General features: G+C 42.1%; 5 protein-coding genes and 2 pseudogenes. 5 read left to right on the plus strand and 2 right to left on the minus strand.

Translation table 11 applies throughout. The annotated features are described in order from the left end of the window. Positions 1-174: 174 nt before the first annotated feature. Positions 175-584 (minus strand): annotated as a pseudogene (locus tag OKC24_RS20170) (hypothetical protein). Positions 585-637: 53 nt separating this feature from the next. Continuing rightward, positions 638-1,315 (minus strand): LexA family protein, encoded by a 678-nt coding sequence (locus tag OKC24_RS19355; protein WP_130148984.1) that lies wholly within the window; start codon positions 1,313-1,315, stop codon positions 638-640. A gap of 77 nt (positions 1,316-1,392) precedes the next feature. Between OKC24_RS19355 and OKC24_RS19360 the strand changes: the two genes are divergently transcribed. The 5 genes and pseudogenes from OKC24_RS19360 to OKC24_RS19380 all read left to right on the plus strand — a co-directional run. Then, a complete protein-coding gene (locus OKC24_RS19360) occupies positions 1,393-1,578 on the plus strand; it encodes a Cro/CI family transcriptional regulator (RefSeq protein WP_265466253.1) in 186 nt (61 codons plus the stop codon). Continuing rightward, a complete protein-coding gene (locus OKC24_RS19365) occupies positions 1,575-1,850 on the plus strand; it encodes a hypothetical protein (protein ID WP_094148739.1) in 276 nt (91 codons plus the stop codon). Before OKC24_RS19360 ends, OKC24_RS19365 begins: the two co-directional genes overlap by 4 nt. Positions 1,851-1,899: 49 nt before the next feature. Further along, positions 1,900-2,262, plus strand: coding sequence for a hypothetical protein (locus OKC24_RS19370; protein ID WP_265466256.1), 363 nt, complete (start codon positions 1,900-1,902; stop codon positions 2,260-2,262). Then, the gene (locus OKC24_RS19375) at positions 2,259-2,420 is read left to right on the plus strand and encodes a hypothetical protein (protein WP_265466257.1); all 162 of its coding nucleotides are present in this window, start codon (positions 2,259-2,261) and stop codon (positions 2,418-2,420) included. The genes OKC24_RS19370 and OKC24_RS19375 overlap by 4 nt, the downstream gene beginning before the upstream one ends. 14 nt (positions 2,421-2,434) lie before the next feature. After that, positions 2,435-3,040: pseudogene (locus tag OKC24_RS19380) on the plus strand (hypothetical protein); the annotation flags it as partial.

Consider the following 3,040-nt stretch of genomic DNA (forward strand, 5'->3'; position numbering starts at 1 on the left):
AATCAAAAGCATATTGGTTCTTGTATTTTTCACTTTACTCTCCACCCGATCTATTCTTAAGGACTGCGTCGGGTTCGCAGTTTAAAAAATCATAGAAACCCAAAAAAGGGTAACCACAACAAAGAGTAAGCCTAGTTTTATATAGTCAAATTTGTTCATCTTATTAATTTCAAGTCATGCTTGAGGTTTAGAATATTTTCCTAAAAAGTCATCTATCCACCCCTGTGCCACTTCAATGTTGGTTATGTCAGCCAGCTTTAGATTGGTCTCTTCCGCTTCGTTAAAGCCTTCAATAATCGCTTCAAAGATATTTGCTTCACTAATGACCTCGCGTGCTATTTCTGCGGCGTCATAGCTTTGCTTGGCCTTTTTAAGCGCGGCTATTTGTNTTCAATAATCGCTTCAAAGATATTTGCTTCACTAATGACCTCGCGTGCTATTTCTGCGGCGTCATAGCTTTGCTTGGCCTTTTTAAGCGCGGCTATTTGTTTATCAATACCATCACCGATTTTACCCAGCGCTAATTTAAACTCTTGACGATTAATCGTAAGTGCCGTTTTGGATTTATTAAGTGTTGCGATCATTATGTTTTCCCTTTTCAATATCTTGAATTGCGCTTCATGCCCATAATGAGCTCTTAACTTTTTCTTGTGCGCTTGATTCGCGAACCACCAAGCGGCCTAAATGCGTCGATCACAAGCCCCACAAGCTCCATTCCATCTTCAAATTCAATGATATTGGGTTGAAAGTTAGGATTTAGAGCCTGTAGATATCTGCGTTCATCACTCTCAATAACCAATTTCTTAAATGTTGCATCCGAGTTGTTCCGCACAACAATCAAATCCCCGGACAGCAAATCGGAAACGCTAAAATTAGGGTTTACAAGGATGTAATCACCCTCAACATATGTCGGGTAATTGCTAACCCCCATCACCCGTAAATAAAAACAATCACTAGGATCATCGCTACTTAATGGTGGTAGCCATTCATTTATTTCGGATGGATTAATAGTTTCAACAGATGTCATTTCACCCGCCTGTACCCAAGACAAGACTGGTAGGAGTTTTCCCAATACTGGCGCTACGTTAGATAGCGATCCAGTGGCATCACCCTTGCCGGTGAGAATGTATTCAGTTGACACACCAAATTCATTTGCCATTGCTTCCAGTGAAGCAGCCTTAGGCAAATACCCATCTTTTTCCCACTCAGTTACTGCGGGCGAGCTTACTCCTGCAATCTTTGCTAATTGCACCTGAGTTAATTTTTTCGAGCGTCTAAGCGCACGTATGCGCTGACCAGTAGTTTGATTTTCCATATAAGTTATCTTACATATTGCTTTTATAAGTTTTCTTTGATTAAATACTAAGAAATCTTATTTTCAGGGTGTAGTTAATGACCAAACAAGAAGCTTTAGCGCTACTTGGGGTGAATGGGGTTGAGTTGGCTGGTTTGCTTGGAATTGAGCCATCAGCTGTCTATCAGTGGCCAGAAAAAAAAATCCCATTGGCACGCGAATATCAAATTCGAGACCTAGCAAATGGCAGAGAGCCAATCAAGCATCAAACGGTGAAAGCATGAGCCTCGATAAAAAATCCACACATGTTCGGTTATCTCCTGAGAACCACGAAAGAGCAAAAGCTCTTGCTGAAATTAAAGGGAAGGATTTAGCCCAATACCTTGCTTACCTCTTAGAGAAAGAAATAGCAGGTGAATGGCATGTACTTAATTTACAAGCAAAAACCTTTGAGCGCTTGGGAGTATCAGCTTTGTTGCGGGATTTAAGCACGGAGGTTGAATTTCGAGAGGGATTCGAAGGGATTGAGCATATTTCAAGCAAAGAAAAAGCCTGACCGCAGATGTCAGGCTTTCGTGTTCACCAACTTCTAGAGGAAAGTCTTAATGAACAAAACAAATTTAACACAACACCCATGCACTAACAAGTGCAGCAATTTTAAAGATGAGCAGTGCGCTCAATGCTTGATTGTGCAGCTGGATCGGCGCGAGTTTGATTTAGGTTTAGCGCCTGACGATGCCTATGTGAAAACTGCGGAAGATTTTTTGGCAGATGATGTCGTTGTTTTTGTTGATGCCTTGAAACCGGATGATCTGATGACTGTCCACAAAGTGCAGGGGAATAGTGTGCTGCTGGATGGGAACAGAAACTTTGCTTTGGGCCACTTAGTGCGTCATGCGCGGGTTGCGGAGCTGAATGCTAAGCGCCGTTTAACACTGACTGAGCAAAGTTTGGGAGAGGTGTCATGACGGCAAGATTAGCCCAGCTGCTTGAGCAGAGACGCGCTGTGCTGCGCAAAGCAGCCAAACCTCAACCCATGCCAGTGGATGCTTATGCCGCATCTGTAAAAGTGAACTTTGTAGCGGTGCTGGAGCGCCATTTTTACAAGCTAAAGGGGGCGGCGTGAATACAAATATTCCCATGATTAAATTGATTGAAGCTATGAACGATCAGCCAATCGCTTTTAACAAGCATTACGTTTTCATTGGGTGCGGAATCAATGGTGCGCTTATGCTGTCACAGCTGGTTTATTGGACTTCTCGCACTAAAAATAAAGATGGCTGGATCTATAAAGATCATCATGACTGGACAATGGAAACAGGCCTTACTCGTAAAGAGCAGCATACCGCACGTAAAACACTAAAAGATCTAGGTTTTATCTCTGAAAAAAAACATGGGGTTCCACCAAGGATCTACTATCGTGTTGAGCGTGAAAATCTATACAAAGCACTATTAAAATACTCTGAAAGCCTTGCTGCGCCTCAATTGTGCCATACGGAACAATTGAATGTGCCAAAAGGGGCAATTGAATGTGCCGAAGCGGACAATTATATGTGCCATACGGAACAATTGAATGTGCCAAAAGGGGCACGTAATACAGAGAATACATACAGAGAATACACAGAGAATACTTCAGAGAGGGCTTCTGAAAATCCATGTGTTCCTGAAAAACAAAATTCAGAATCTGAAGAAAATTCGGTAGAGCGCACACTCAAAATCTGGACTCCAAATTTGGATGATTTGAAT

The sequence above is a fragment of the Acinetobacter entericus genome (genome assembly GCF_026168575.1).
In the GTDB taxonomy this organism is placed as follows: domain Bacteria; phylum Pseudomonadota; class Gammaproteobacteria; order Pseudomonadales; family Moraxellaceae; genus Acinetobacter; species Acinetobacter bouvetii.